Raw genomic sequence first — 15,696 nt, forward strand, 5'->3', positions numbered from 1 at the left:
TTATGAGATTATTATTCTTCGTCATCCTCCTTCAAGCCATTATTATCCCAGGCGCTGCTCAGCAGACCGGTTTGAGACTATGGTATAACAAACCCGCTGGTGATACCTGGGAGAACGCGTTGCCCATTGGCAACGGCAGACTAGGCGCCATGGTATACGGGAACGTGGGCAAGGAAACTATTCAATTGAACGAGCACACGGTGTGGAGCGGTAGCCCCAACCGAAACGATAACCCGGGCGCGCTGGCTTCACTGCCTCAAATCAGGCAACTCATATTTGATGGTAAACAAAAGGAAGCCGAGAAACTTGCCGACCAGTTCATCATCAGTAAAAAATCACACGGTCAAATGTTTGAACCCGTGGGAAATCTGCACTTGACCTTTGAAGGTCATGCCGATTATTCAGATTACTACCGGGAGCTTGACATTGAAAGGGCCGTGAGCACAACCCGCTACCAGGTTGGAGAGGTTACCTATACCCGCGAGACGTTTGCTTCCCATGCTGACCCGGTCGTGGTCATGCGCCTGACCGCTAGCCAAAGCAAGCGCATTTCATTTGTGGCCACATTGTCGACATTGCAGTCTAAGGCAAAAATTACGACGTCACCAAAGCATGAGCTGAGCATCTATGGCACAACGAGCGATCATGAAGGCGTGGAAGGCAAAGTAAAGTTTCTGGGACTTGTGCGGTTCAAACTGGAGGGCGGAACGGTGTCGTCGTCAGACTCATCCATTGTCGTAAAGGGGGCAGACGCTGTGACGGTGTACGTCTCGATGGCCAGTAACTTCAATAATTATCACGACATCACGGCCAATGAAAAGGAGAGAGCCGTGAACGCCATGGAACGGGCATTTCCAAAATCGTATGAAGAGGTGAAGAAGGCCCACGTGAAAGCATACCAGAAATATTTTGACCGTGTAAAACTCGACCTGGGTGTAACCGCGGCAGCCAAGCTCCCGACCGACGAGCGATTGAAGCGCTTTAACACGGAACCCGATCCTGAGTTAGTGACGCTTTACTTTCAATATGGCCGGTACCTGTTGATCTCTGCTTCACAACCGGGTGGTCAGCCCGCCAACCTGCAGGGCATATGGAATAGCCGAATGAGGCCGCCGTGGGATAGCAAGTACACGATAAACATCAATGCCGAAATGAATTACTGGCCGGCGGAAAAAACCAATCTCTCTGAACTGCACGAACCCTTCTTAAAGATGGTCAGTGAACTGGCGGAGACGGGTCAGGAAACGGCGCGGGTGATGTATGGCTCCCGGGGATGGATGGCGCATCACAACACGGACATCTGGCGCGCGACGGGAGCAGTTGATGGTGCTTTCTGGGGTGCATGGACGGCGGGCGGTGGATGGACCAGCCAGCATTTGTGGGAACATTATCTCTATCATGGAGATAAAAAATTTCTTGAAACAGCCTACCCGGTATTGAAAGGCGCTGCGCTTTTTTATGTGGACTTCCTGGTGGAGGATCCACGTCGCCATTGGTTGGTGGTCAATCCGGGCATGTCGCCGGAGAATGCGCCTAAAGCACATGAAGGGTCGTCACTCGATGCTGGGACAACCATGGATAACCAGATTGTGTTCGATGTCTTTAGCACGGCCATTCGCGCTGCTGAAATTTTGGATCGCGATAAATCATTTGTCGATACGCTGCGACGGATGCGTGATCGTTTGCCACCGATGCATATTGGTCAGCACGGTCAATTGCAGGAATGGCTGGATGATATCGACGACCCCAACGACAAACACCGCCACATCTCTCACTTGTATGGATTGTTCCCATCGAATCAGATCTCCCCCTACCGCACCCCACAATTGTCTTCGGCGGCAAGGAATACACTACTTCAACGTGGCGACATTTCTACCGGGTGGAGCATGGGCTGGAAAGTGAACTGGTGGGCTCGCATGCTGGACGGCAACCATGCTTATAAACTTATTCAGAATCAGCTTACGCCGGTAGGTTCCAATGAAGGCGGAGGCGGCACCTACAATAATTTGTTCGACGCGCACCCGCCCTTTCAGATTGATGGCAATTTTGGCTGCACGTCTGGAATTGCAGAGATGTTGGTACAAAGTGCCACCGGCGAAATTCATCTGCTCCCCGCTTTGCCAGACGTGTGGAGAAATGGTAAGGTCAATGGGCTGCTCGCACGCGGCGGTTTTGAACTCGTTGAACTCCAGTGGCAAGATGGCAAGCTGGTGAAAGCCATTATTAAGTCGAACCTCGGGGGAAATCTCCGGATCCGGGTACCTAATGATGTGAAGCTGGCCAAAGGGAGCATCGTGAAACAACCCCCTGGCGAAAATCAAAATCCGTTCTTCCGTGTTGAGCAAACCCCGTCGCCGCTAATTTCTGCATCGGCGACGGTACAATTACCTCAACTTTCTGAGACAAAATTATATGATATAGATACCCGGGCTGGCGGCGTGTATGTGCTGACGCCGGAGATCAAATGATGTAAATGAACGAAGCCGCTGGCGAGATGCGTGTTTAAACGCTGAAACTATACGTTGAATTGATCGACCGCTAAAAAAAAAGTCTTGTTATTCGGCTAGGTGCTTGTAAATGTACAGAATACATTTATTTTTACACAATCGTTTGCAATCCATGTAGAACGGCTAAACAACACCGCCTACATGGTTGTTCTTACGCTCCTGCTTATAGTCAAATTGACTATAAGACTTGCTAGTTTTGAAGTTGAAATGAAGTTGGCTTAGTGTATTTAAATGGTTCATTGACGTAACCAAAAACGAGCTTTCTAATGGAAAAAAAGAGCAGCGAATTTCAGAAATGCATCTCTTTCTTGAAGGAGGTAAGAGTCACCCTGTTTTTATATCTATTGGTGATGGCCCTTCTTACCTTCACGCTTTCAGCGTCTGGTCAGGAGTTATCTCCTTCCTTCATCCCCGTTGCCCCGGAGGCATTGTCCAATGCTTCGATCCGGTGTGTTTACAAAGATAGCAAAGGCTACATGTGGTTTGGAACGGACGATGCGCTGATCCGATACGATGGTAGCAATGCTTTTCGATATGTTCACGACCCGAATGACCGGACCTCTATTGCGAATAGCACGATTAACACCATTTTGGAAGGTGACGACAAACGTCTATGGGTGGGTACGGCGCAGGGGTTGTGCATCTACAATCGTGCATTGGATAATTTCGTAACCGTCGATTCCATTAAAGCGAATCACAATTATCTGAATAACCGATACATTACGGATCTCGAATTCGATTCGCAGGGCCGGCTTTGGATCGGCACGCATGAGGGCGGTATCAATATATATGATCCTGCAAAAATGGAGTTCTCCTACATTACCGATCCTCCCCAAGACGGCGTGGTACCGTCAACTAATTTTATAACGGTACTGGTAAAGCGGGGCGATACGATGTGGTGCGGTAGCAGGGGAGGACTCTTGTTATATGATCTACGAACGAATAGGCGACTTCCTTTGGGAGCACTTCAGCGGTTTTCGAATGCTCACATCGGTACGATCGTTCCGGAAAAGTCAGGCGACATGTTGATAGCCACCACAACGGGCCAGATCACCCGTTTGATCTCGACGGGCAGGCATTACGCCTTCGAGGAACTATTGTCACGCGACGCACTGGGCAATAGTTCAAATGCCATCCTTGCATTAAGTATCGATCACAACGGAAATATCCTGGTAGGGGGTGAGAGTTCGGGTTTTAATCGGATTGACCTGAAAACCAACAACGTTCATCGTTTGCTTGGCGAAGAAGGTAATCCAAAACGCTTACCCACGAATTCGATTCACTCCATTTATGCTGATGACCTCGGGTTAATCTGGATCGGGACCTTCAGTGATGGTGTATTCGTGCTGGACAATACCCGGAAGAAGTTCGATACAAAGGAAAAATCAATTGGAAGAAACGCTTTTGAAAATAATGAAGTAAGGAGTTTTGCTGAAGACAGCCATGGAAACCTGTGGATAGCCATCTATGGTCATGGTCTTGGCAAAATTGATTTTAATAGTAAGAAGGTTGAACCTGCCGTTCAGATCAATCGCCAATTGAACAACAAGGATGTGACATCCGTAATTTCTTGCAGCGATGACCAATTGTGGCTCGGCACTGCCGGTAAGGGAGTTATCCGGATAAATCCGCAGACCAATCAATTGGTTTACTATTCTCTGCGATCAAAAGGATTCGGTAATGATCAGGTTTTTTGCCTGTACGAAGATAAGATGGGAACGGTCTGGGCAGGAACGTGGGGAAGTGGGCTTTTCTTCTACGATAAAAAAACGGACAAGTTTGTCAGTGCAACAGAATACGATCAGCCTACTCATATTCCGAACACGGCTTATATTTCAGATATTGTTGAAGACTCGGAAGGAACATTCTGGGTGGGAACGTTATACGGGTTATATGAGCTAAAGCGGAAATCAGGAAATTCATTTACCTACCGGCTGCACATTTTTGAAAACAGGATGGGGAGCATTAAAGGGTCGCAGATTCAGGCCATCGTGGAGGATAAGAACAGCCACGATTTATGGATTGGAACAACAGAAGGTTTAAAGCTTAAGAAAAAGAACAGCACACAATTCTTGTCTTATGAGATGGCGAGGGGAACCACCGACAACGCGATCCGGTCTATTCTGATCGACAAGCATGGCAATGTCTGGTCCGGTGGCAACACGGGGCTTTCTAAATTTGATACCCGGACAAACACTTTTATAAATTACACGCGCGACGATGGATTGAAGTCAAATAATTTTCTACCCAAGGCTGCGCTGCAAACATCCACCGGAAAATTTTTGTTTGGAAGCAGCAATGGCTTAGACAGTTTCTTCCCCGACAGCATTCGTACAACATCCGCCTCTGGAAGAGTCGTTTTAGCGGACCTGAAAATCAATAATCAATCGATCAAACCAGGCGCGGTTGATTCGCCGCTGAAAAAACATATCAGCCTGACTTCCAAACTGGACCTGTCATACGATCAGCGGTCTTTCGTGATTGATTTTGTTGCGCTCAGTTACAACCCGTCAGCAAACTATACTTACTACTATAAGCTTGAAGGATTTGACAAGGACTGGAATTGTACGAGGCTTAGCCATAGTGCTACTTACACGAACCTCGATCCGGACACCTATGTGTTTGTCGTCAAAGCCGCAAATCGAGACGGTGTCTGGGTGGATAAGCCCTTGGCACTAGAGATAACCATTCGTCCGGTTTTTTGGAAAACGTGGTGGGCGTTTTGTATCTACATTTCGATTGGGATGGTGTTTATTTATGCGCTGATCAAAATCAGGGTGGAGCGATTGAAAATGAGAAACGAGATCACCATCGAGAAACTCAAACGCGAGCAGGAACATGAATTGAGCGAGTCGAAGACGCAATTTTTTACGAACATCGCGCATGAGTTCAGAACGCCTTTAAGCTTGGTTTTAATTCCGCTCGAAAGTCTAATGGGATCTAACGAAGTTCCGTCGGTGTTTCGGGAAAGGATTTTCGCGGCCTATAAGAACGCCGACAGAATGAAGAGACTTGTGAACGAATTTTTGGATTTTAACAAGCTTGAGGTTGGGAATCTTAAATTGAAAGTTCAACACAGTGAGTTAGTTCAGTTCATTGCAGAATCCTGTTCGGCGTTCAATGAAATGGCGACAAAGCGGAGAATACACTTTTCTGTAAGCTGTGAGGAGCCCGTCATTATGGGGTGGTTTGACCGTGATAAATTGGAGAGCGTAATCTTTAACATTCTTTCAAATGCTTTCAAATTTACCGCGGATGGGGGGGAGATCAAGTTGCGGATAAAGACTAACCATTCGGTTATATCCGATGGTACACTTTGTCGATGCATAGAGTTAATGATAGAAGACAATGGGATTGGAATATTGCCAGAAGAACTTCCGCGCATTTTTGAAAAATTTTATCAAGCGAAGTCCTCCGCAAAAATTTCAACTCCGGGAACGGGAATTGGGCTATCATTGACCAAAGCGCTCGTCGAACTTCACCGCGGAACCATCACGGTAGAAAGTACGCCGGATCAGGCAACCATCTTTACCATTTTACTTCCCATCAGCGCGAATGCTTACGAATTGGATGAGAACGTGGTAGCCATTCCGGACGTCATCTATATTAAAGACCACGAAGAAGTTGCGATCCCACCAACCGCTGAGGAGCATCAGGATTTCGGCAACGGTATGGACAAGCCGGAAATATTGATTGTGGAGGATAATTTCGAGTTAAGAGCATACCTCGTTGCCGAGCTGGAAAGGGAATTTTCGGTGCTTGAGGCAAGAGATGGAGAGGAGGGCTTGGAAGTCGCGTTAAGTGAAAATCCGGATCTTATTATCAGCGATATCATGATGCCGAAAAAAGATGGCATAGAGTTTTGCAATGCCATTAAGTCCGATTTGAACACCAGCCATATTCCTTTTGTCCTTCTTACCGCAAAAGCAACTATAGAAGACCAGATCAACGGGATAAAGAACGGAGCTGATTTGTACTTGTCAAAACCATTCAACATGCGATGCCTGATCGAACACGTCCGCCAGATGATCAACTCCCGGCGAAAGTTGTATGCGCGATTCAGTCACGACGTTTATTTGACCCCGGGAAAAGCGACGACGAATTCCTTAGACCAGGCATTTCTGCAAAAGGCTATTGACTACGTCGCTGGTAACTTGCAGGATTCGCAACTCAGCGTCGATTCAATGGCTGCTGTTTTCAATTTGAGCAGGATGCAGGTTTACAGGAAAATCAAAGCGCTGACCGGAAAGTCTATCGTTGAATTCATCAAAATGGTACGAATGAAACAGGCCATCAAACTGATGGATGGACATAAACTCACCTTATCAGAGATCGCTTTCGAAGTGGGATTCAATTCAGCGTCTTATTTCACGCGTTGTTTTAAGGAGGAATACGGCAAGACTCCGTCAGAATATCTCGATCACGCTTAGATCAAATAATTTCTGCGTCAACTTTGTATTGTTTGCGCACACACATTGTCGTCCGGCTCTTATCCCTTGTTTGGTGGGGTCAAGTGATGTATCCAGTGAAGCGTAACGCATCACGTTTCTCTTCTCCGTACAACTAAATTCATATTTTTTAAGGCAGGTCCACGCATTCGCTTTCGTGGATAATGTGCTTACGCTGAGATCAGACTCCTTCATCTGCCACTTCCTCGCCATTATCGTCCAAAAACCCGGTCCGTTTCAAAATTTCAAGCGAATGTTCATTTTTTGATACGTATTAGTGGGGCTCAAATCGGACTTTAGCAAACGTGTGCGGTGAATCTTGAAAACCTGATCCATGCGTTCAGGCTCGCAACATTCCCAGTCACGCATAGAACGTGAAAAAAATTAACCTAAACCCTAAAAGCCAGACGGAAGATCCATGTAGCCCCCGAATCAGGATCATACTTCCCGGTTCAAAACTCATGCAGTAACAGTTATTGTATGAGCGTTCAACGAAAACCTATTCTAAAACAACCCAAAAGAAGTTATGAGTGAAATCTACTCGAATTTTTCAAGCCTCAGGCGACTGCTAAGGCTTAAGTTTAAGCTCTTGCCGCTTTTATCTGCGGCACTTATACTGTGTCATGTTAACGCAAACACAGTGGAAGCAAAGTCCTCCCTGGTATTTCAGGAATTGAGTGTATCAGGACAGGTACTTGACGACACAAACGCTCCTATTCCTGGAGTAAATGTCGTGGTAAAGGGCACAACGAACGGAGCGACCACCGACGCCGACGGGAAGTACCGCATTACCCTGGCCAATGGCAATGCCACACTGATCTTCAGCTTTATTGGATATGTTACGCAGGAGATCGCTGTGGGGGACCGGACCGCCATAAACGTTTCCCTGGTAGCAGACGTGTCTACGTTGACAGAAATTGTTGTTGTGGGTTACGGTACGCAGACGAAGTCTTCGGTGACGGGGGCGATTTCTTCAGTCAATTCGAAAGAAATCTCAGCATTGCCTGTGCCCAGTGTTTCTGCGGCATTGCAAGGACGTGTTCCAGGTGTTATGGTTACCAATAATGGAGGTCCTGGTACAAGCGCAATCGTGAGGATACGCGGAATCGGTTCGATCACGCAAAATGCGGATCCTCTCTACGTGGTGGACGGTTTTCCTGCACCAAATTTCAACCTGAATAGTGTGGATACAAAAGATATTGAGTCGGTTGAAATCTTAAAGGATGCGGCTGCGACGGCAGTCTATGGATCACGTGCGGCGAATGGTGTCGTTATTATTACCACCAAAAGCGGATCGAAGGATCAGAAAGTCCATGTAGATATTGAAGCCTACACGGGAACGCAAAGCGCCTGGAAGAAATTGGATTTGCTAAATCGCGATCAATACCTTTCTTATGGCACGGCACTGGCAACGGGTGCAGGAGGCAACCCGCCTTCGCGATTCTCCAATATGAATCAGCCCATTTATGCAGGGACAACCCAAACATTTGCTCAAACGAACACCGATTGGCAAGATGAGATGTTCCGTGCGGCGCCTATTTCGCAAGTTCAGGCTTCTGTTTCAGGGTCAACCGAAAAGACGAAGATGTACATGTCGTTCGGAAGGTTCAAACAAGACGGCATCATGCTGGGAACTTCTTTTGACAGATACAATGGAAGACTTAGTGTGGAGACAAAAATCAACAACCGAATTACGATTGGCGAGAACTTACAGGTTACACAAAGCAACAATCAAAATCAGTTGGAGAGTGGTGGAAGAACGATGGTGATGCATATGCTCCGCTCCGTTCCCTATATCACGGTCCACAATCCGAATAATCCTGGTGGTTATAATGGAACTACATCGGCTGACGGTTCCGACCCGGAAAACCCTGTTCGGTTGGCACAGATGGATATAAGAAAGAATCATAATCTTTACATCCTGAGTAATACATTCCTGCAGTTCAAGATCACCGATGCCCTTAAATACAAGTTCACGTTCGGTGTGAATTCCTCGCAAGATCGCGCTTTACAAAATGATCCAATTTTCAGCGACGGCGGGTATCAGGGCAGAACTACGCACAATTTAACAGACAATAGAAACAGCTATTATTCTCTCTATTACTCCAACCAGTTGACTTATGATAAAACATTCGGTGCTCATGGTATAAATGCGGTTGTCGTTGCAGAGAGACAGGATGAGAAGAACAACTACCTAAATACCAGTGGAAAACTAGCGACCAATGACATCAATAATTTGACAGGAGGAACTAACCTGACGGTCGATAATCAAAGCTGGGAAATGTTTTTGCTTTCCTTCCTGGGTCGTGTGAATTATGATTACAAAGGAAAATACCTGCTGAGTGTTTCCATGCGCCGGGATGGTTTTTCAGGATTTGCGCCCGATCATAAATGGGGCAACTTCCCTGGAGCATCTGTGGGTTGGAAGCTGAGCGAGGAAGGTTTCATGCAAGGTATCCCCCAAGTCAGCGATCTTAAATTGAGAGCAAGCTATGGCAAGGTTGGAGCTAAACCTAACTCGGCATACAGTTATGTTTCCCCTATCTACACCAATACGTTTTATCCGTTTAATAATGCTCTCCAACAGGGATCATACTATGACAAACTCCCGAACCCTAATTATGGATGGGAAATCTCGACGATGAAAAACATCGGGCTTGATCTGGGAATGTTCAATAATCAACTCACGTTTACAGCCGAGTATTTCATAAAGGATACGGATCACCTGATTTTGGGCACCTCACCTCCGGTGTCGACGGGCATTCAAGTTGCTACAGACTTGAACGCCGCAAAAATGAAAAATTCGGGAGTTGAATTAACACTCGGTTACAACAAGGTGGCGAAGGATTTCACCTTTAATGCTTCCGGAAATGTTTCTATCATTAAAAATGAGATACAAGCGCTTTATACGGCAAATCAAGCATTCTTCGCCGGAGGTAGCCAGGATTATGGAGCAGGTAATATTACCAGAACGATAGCAGGATCCAGCATCCAGCATTTTTACCTTTCTGAAACGAATGGCATGTTCCAAAATGAGGGAGAGATTGTCAACGGGGAAGGCAAACCCACACAAGACAACCTGGTCCTCCCGGTAATGGCCGACGGCACCGTAGATCTTGCCAAGTGGAGAGATCCGGCTAACTCGGGTAAATACACCCGGCCTGGAGATATCCGGTTTACAGGCAAAATGAAGGACATGGGAAGCTTCTTGCCGAAGTTTACGTATGGATTAAACCTGTCCGCTACGTTCAAGGGCTTTGATATGACGATGTTTATTCAAGGTGTTCATGGCAACAAAATCTATAACGGTACCAGAGTAATAACCGAGGGTATGCAAAGGTTGTTCAATTCGGGTACGGAAGTAATGAATGCCTGGACGCCTGGTAATACCAACACAAATGTTCCAAGAGCCGTAAGCGGTGATCCAAATTCAAATGCCAGACCCAGCGATCGATTCCTGGAGGACGGTTCATACCTTCGTATCAAGAACCTGAACATTGGTTACACCTTACCTGCTTCGCTTTTAGGTTTCACGAACGGAGCGATCAAGAAGTTCAGGATTTACGTCACCGCTCAGAATTTGGTGACGGTAACAAAGTACAAGGGATACGATCCTGAAGTGGGTAACCGAAACATCAACAATTTTGGTGACAATAACCGCTTCTTAGTCAATGGTATTGATTATGGACAGTTCCCGCAGCCGAGAACGTTCATTGGTGGTGTACAATTAGGATTTTAATCCATATGAATATGAAAAAGGTTTTAATATTAACCCTTGTCTTAGTGTCGACGATTGTCATTTCATGCAATGAGAAATTGTTAGACACCAAAAATCCGAATCAGATCACGAACGATGTTTTCTATAAATCATTGGATCAGGTCGGGACTTCTGTGAATGCGATATATGCGGTGTTGCAAGGCAACCAAATGGTAGGAAGAGAATACTTCTTTCTTCATGATCTCAGATCCGATGAAATGAAAGCTGGTGGCGGGCAATTGGAAGTTCCCAGAGCGCAGTTGCTGAATGGATCTCACACCTATACAAATTCGGTAATGAGTGATGTCTATAAAGGTCTATTCACCATCGTACATCGGGCGAATGCTGTTATCACCAATGGCGGGTTGCTGCAAGTGTCGGCCGGTGACCAACCTTTATTAGACAGGTATATTGGCGAGGCCAAGTTTTTGAGAGGTTTTGCTTATTATACGTTGGGTGCTTTGTGGGGTGGCGTTCCGCTGTATGACCATCCTGCAGCGAATTTCGGTGATGCCCTGCCAAGGTCAACGCAGGCTGAAACATTCGCTTTTGCCCTTGCAGACGCAACGGCTGCAAGCGCTGTTTTGCCCGCCACGTACGCCACTGCTGACTTGGGACGTGCATCGAAAGGTGCAGCACTAACGCTAGCCGCAAAAATTGATCTTTGCAAAGGCGACTACGCAGCAGCAAAAACCGCCCTTGAGGCTGTAAAGAATCTGGGTATTTATAGCCTTGTTTCCAATTACTTCGACAATTTCAAGGACGAAACAGAGTATAACACCGAGTCGGTCTTTGAAGTGGGATTTTTGGATACAGGCTATGGCTGGGATGCATCAGGTAACGGTACGACAAACGACAGTTGGGTTCGTTCCCAGGAATTTTCTGCTGTTGGCTGGGCAAACCTGATTCCATCAGACAAGCTGGTCGCCGAATATGAAGATGGTGATCCGAGACTCACTGAATGTTTCTGGTTCCCGGGAGATACGTATGCCAATGGATCCAGGACGTTGGTAACCAGTGGCGGTGATGGCAAGACAACCATTAACATTGCTGGTGACAATACGACGCTATACGAGGGAAATCAATTGAAGATCAGATGGAAAAAGTACTCCATCATGTATAAGGCTGATCCAGGCGGCTTCAATGTCAACGATGGTATTAACTACAGACTCTGGAGATATGCCGATGTGTTGACGTTGCTTGCGGAGTGCGAGAACGAAGTGGGTACAGCAGCAAATGCTATCGGTTACCTTAACCAACTTAGAGACCGTACAAGCGTGAGCATGCCGAACTATGGGACAGCCGCTATGGATAATGCCGGATTTCCGGTGACGAACAAAGATGAGATCCTGAAGGCTATTCAGCACGAAAGATTCGTAGAGTTGGCTGGTGAGGAGATCAGAAATATTGATATTCTTCGTTGGAGAGCCAATGGAAAGATCAAGGGACCAGACCCTATTAGCTATTTTCAAGCCAATAAATATGAACTCCTTCCCATTCCCCAAGACGAATTCAACACGAATCCCAAATTTACTTCGGCATCTCAAAACCCTGGATACACGAATTAATTTAAGATAGTCCCCATCTAATTTGGTAATCCCGGAATGCTTCAATTCCGGGATTACTTTTTTGACAAACATGTCCTCATAAATGAAAATATTCGCACTTACCACGGTTGTCGCTCTTTTATTTTTATTCCATGGATGCAGGCAGGATCGTAAACTATTTCAATTGGTCGCACCGGATGATTCCGGTATACGCTTTTCAAATGTGTTACTGGAGAATGATACGTTGAATGCCCTGAAGTTCGAATACCTGTATAATGGTGCAGGTTTAGGTGTGGCGGATTTTAACAACGATGGCCGCGCAGATATCTTCTTTGCGGGGAACATCAATAGTTCTGCGCTTTATCTGAACAAGGGCAATTTAACTTTCGAGGATGTATCCGATGCTGCCGGAGTAAAGACAAGCCTTTGGTGTACAGGCGTCTCCATCGTTGATATTAACCACGACGGGCTACTGGATATTTATGTTTCCACAGCGCATCCCAACAAAGACAAAAAAGTGCCGAATATCTTTTTTGTCAACCAAGGATTGGATGAAAAAGGTATTCCCCGGTTTAAAGATTTAGCTGCGCCGCTTGGACTTGCGGATTCAAGCTATTCAACCCAAGCGGTGTTTTTTGATTACGACCTGGACAGCGACCTTGATATGTTTCTGCTGACGAATTCCCTGGAGTCTTACCATCGTAATACACCCTTTGGCCAGCGCACCGATGGAAGTGGCAAAAGTGTTGATAAGCTGTACCGACAAGATACACTGGAGGACGGAACCATTCACTTTACCGATGTATCGGCGACGGCAGGGATTCTTGAAGAGGGGTGGGGCCTTGGAATTATCGTAAACGATTTTAATCAGGACGGTTGGCCCGACGTCTATTGTGCAAATGATTTTCTCTCGTCAGATCAATTGTACGTGAATCAACACGATGGAACATTCAGAAATGAGATTTCGTCCTGGATGAATCACCAGGAGTTTAACGGAATGGGTACGGATATGGCCGACCTTAACAATGACGCGCTGAATGACTTGGTGGTGGTAGACATGATGCCTGACGATAACCTCAGACAAAAGACGATGTTCTCTTGGATGGGTTATGAGCGCTTTATGAAGAGTCTGAAGTTGAATTATCGCCCTCAGTATATTCGAAATGTACTGCAGCGCAATAATGGAAATAACACCTTTAGTGATATCGGGTATCAGAGTGGAATTTATGCCACCGATTGGAGCTGGTCACCTCTTATCGCCGATTTTGACAATGATGGCCTTCGCGACATTTTTATCTCCAATGGCTATCTGAAAGATATTACTGACCTCGACTTTGTAACGTATAATCAAGATGTCACCATGTTTGGGACAGATTCTTTAAAGATGATAGGTGCTGCTAAAGCGCTTAAGGAACTTGGTGGTGTGTTTAAACCTGATTTTCTATTCCAGAACAAGGGTGACTTTCAATTTGAGAGTGTGGGAAACTCCTGGGGTCTTTCCGACCCCACGTATTCCAATGGGGCCGCATACGCAGACTTTGACAATGATGGAGACCTTGATCTGATACTGAATAACCTTAACGGAGTGGCTCGGTTATACCAGAACACGATTGCCGACAATACTCGAGTTGACGCAAAATTCTTGCAACTGCAACTGAAGGGGCCCCGGGGAAATCTTCAGGGAATCGGCACCCGGATATGGGTGTATAGGGATGGACAACTCAGTTACGGTGAACAACAGTTGCAACGGGGTTACCTCTCTAGCGTTGATCCCACAATGCACTTTGGGCTGGGATCGAAAAAAGTTGACTCCGTTATCGTCGTGTGGCCCGACGGGCAAATGCAGGTCATGCGAGATGTAAAAGCCAATACACGTATTACGGCCTCCCACGATCAAGCGGAATTGACGTATCAACGTCCGAAGCCCAATTCGACGTGGTTGGTAAAAGAGGAATCTGCAATCGCCTCTATGATGCCTGAAGAGGCTTACGCAGACTACAAATTTGGTCAGGCTACGTTACCCCACAAATTTTCTCAACAAGGCCCACGACTTGCCGTGGGAGATATTAACGGTGACGGCCTTGACGATTTTATCGTTGGGGGTACCGCTTATCATAGCGCCATGATATATCAACAGGAGGCCGGCGGGAAGTTTCATGTCGATTCGCTTGCCGTTAAAACGTCAGAAGATGTTGGCATCTTACTATTTGATGCAGACAAGGATGGCGACCTGGATTTATATTGTGTGAGCGGGAGCAGCGAGTTCGGTAAGGATACATCCAAGTATCAGGACAGGCTATACAAGAATAATGGCAAAGGCAAGTTCCAATTGGATAAAGACGCTTTGCCAAAAATAGAAAGTAGTGGAAGTTGTGTGACGGCGGCAGACGTAGATCATGATGGCGATCTTGACTTGTTTGTTGGAGGACGTGTAGTGCCCGTCTCATATCCCTCCACGCCGAGGAGTTATCTCATGCGAAATAATGGTGAAGGAAAATTTGAGGATGTGACCAGGAGCATAGGGAGTGGGCTGGATTCGGTGGGTATGGTGACCGACGCATTGTTCACTGATTTTGATAACGATGGATGGCAGGATCTGATCATCGTTGGGGAGTGGATGCCGGTAACCGTATTTGGCAACGACAAGGGCGCCTTTAAAAAAGTTACAGAACTTAAGACAGGGTGGTGGAGCAGCATAGCAGAAGGTGATTTCGATAACGATGGAGATCCCGATTACATCTTAGGTAATCTTGGCAAAAATTCCGTGCTCCGCGCAAGCGAGCAGGAACCCGTATCCATATACGCAAAAGACTTTGACGCAAATGGTTCAATGGACCCGTTCATTTCACGCTATATACAAGGAAAAGAATATCCGGTACACTATCGGGAAACGATGACCGAACAGATCCCCGGACTACGCCGCATTCTCCGGACGTATTCGAAATACGGAAAGACAGAGATGGGTGAAATACTTAAATACCTGGGCGAACAGAACATGATCGTGAAGCGTGCGACATGTTTTGAGTCCTCATACTTGGAAAACCAGGGCAAGGGAAAATTTTCACTGCATGCCCTGCCGTTAAGTATTCAGGTTAGTCCCATGAATAGCATCACCGTCTGCCACCTCAACGACGATCCTTATCTCGATTTTCTTGCGGTCGGAAATTCGTTTGCAGAGGAAACGTTGTCGGGTTATCTCGACGCCGGCATCGGTGTGTATGCTCTGGGCAATGGTGATGGAACGTTTCAAATTATTCCTCCCTATCAAAGTGGCTTTTGTGTTATGACGGATGCCAAGGCGATAGAGGAGATAAAAATTGACAATAAACGCAAATGGATCGTCACATCGAATCAGGCGCCGTTGACGTGGTTCAGCGATGCCAAGCGGGATAGTGCAATGCTATTAGCGTTGTCTCGTCGAAAACATTGAATTAGGC

The 15,696-nt window shown here is 46.5% G+C and carries 5 protein-coding genes; all 5 read left to right on the forward strand.

The genetic code is table 11. The features are described from left to right. Positions 1–2 precede the first annotated feature (2 nt). Positions 3–2,468 carry a glycoside hydrolase family 95 protein gene (locus BUB30_RS21445; protein ID WP_073138039.1) on the forward strand — a complete coding sequence of 822 codons (2,466 nt, stop codon included), beginning with the start codon at positions 3–5 and terminating at the stop codon, positions 2,466–2,468. Positions 2,469–2,773: 305 nt separating this feature from the next. Continuing rightward, positions 2,774–6,937: a hybrid sensor histidine kinase/response regulator transcription factor gene (locus BUB30_RS21450; RefSeq protein WP_073138041.1), complete on the forward strand. Its 4,164-nt coding sequence runs from the start codon at positions 2,774–2,776 to the stop codon at positions 6,935–6,937. Positions 6,938–7,481: 544 nt separating this feature from the next. After that, positions 7,482–10,694, forward strand: coding sequence for a SusC/RagA family TonB-linked outer membrane protein (locus BUB30_RS21460; protein ID WP_073138045.1), 3,213 nt, complete (start codon positions 7,482–7,484; stop codon positions 10,692–10,694). Positions 10,695–10,705: 11 nt separating this feature from the next. Next, positions 10,706–12,280, forward strand: coding sequence for a RagB/SusD family nutrient uptake outer membrane protein (locus BUB30_RS21465; protein WP_073139577.1), 1,575 nt, complete (start codon positions 10,706–10,708; stop codon positions 12,278–12,280). An 82-nt stretch (positions 12,281–12,362) separates the two neighbouring features. Further along, positions 12,363–15,689 carry a VCBS repeat-containing protein gene (locus tag BUB30_RS21470; RefSeq protein WP_073138047.1) on the forward strand — a complete coding sequence of 1,109 codons (3,327 nt, stop codon included), beginning with the start codon at positions 12,363–12,365 and terminating at the stop codon, positions 15,687–15,689. Positions 15,690–15,696 lie beyond the last annotated feature (7 nt).

Source organism: Chryseolinea serpens (assembly GCF_900129725.1).
GTDB lineage: Bacteria > Bacteroidota > Bacteroidia > Cytophagales > Cyclobacteriaceae > Chryseolinea > Chryseolinea serpens.